At 64.2% G+C, this 579-nt stretch carries 1 pseudogene; it reads right to left on the reverse strand.

Features of this window, described 5'->3' with window-relative positions:
* Positions 1-579 (reverse strand): annotated as a pseudogene (locus OR16_RS39135) (aspartate-semialdehyde dehydrogenase); the annotation flags it as partial.

Below are 579 nucleotides of genomic sequence, written 5' to 3' on the forward strand. Positions count from 1 at the left end.
ATGCGCACGCACAGGCCATCGACGGCGATCGGCGCGGCGCCGGTCGCGCCCAGGAAGCCTTCGCCGCGGCCCAGGATCTTGTTTGGTCTCCGCGCCGGCCTTCCACTCTTCCTTCGACACGCCGTTGCCCAGGTCCTTGTCAATCCAGGGAATCAGGTTGCCGGCGAGCGGCACGCCAAACTGCTTGGTTTCGTCGGCCGACAGGCCATGCTGGGTCGCCAGGATGGTACGGTCGATTTCCAGGATGGCCGATGCCGGGTTATCCAGCAGCGACTTGACCGATGCATTGAGCGTGCCGAACTGCGTCAGCAATTCGCGCATGTGCTGCGCACCGCCGCCCGACGCGGCCTGGTAGGTCATGGAGGTCATCCAGTCGATCAGGTCGTGCTGGAACAGGCCGCCCAGGCCCATCATCATGCAGCTGACCGTGCAGTTGCCGCCGATGAAATTCTTCACGCCCTTCGCCAGCGCATCCTTGATCACGCCAAGGTTGACCGGATCCAGCACGATGATGGCATCGTCCTTCATGCGCAGCGAGGACGCCGCATCGATCCAGTAGCCCTTCCAGCCGGCTGCGCG

This window comes from Cupriavidus basilensis OR16, assembly GCF_000243095.1.
In the GTDB taxonomy this organism is placed as follows: Bacteria; Pseudomonadota; Gammaproteobacteria; order Burkholderiales; family Burkholderiaceae; genus Cupriavidus; species Cupriavidus basilensis_D.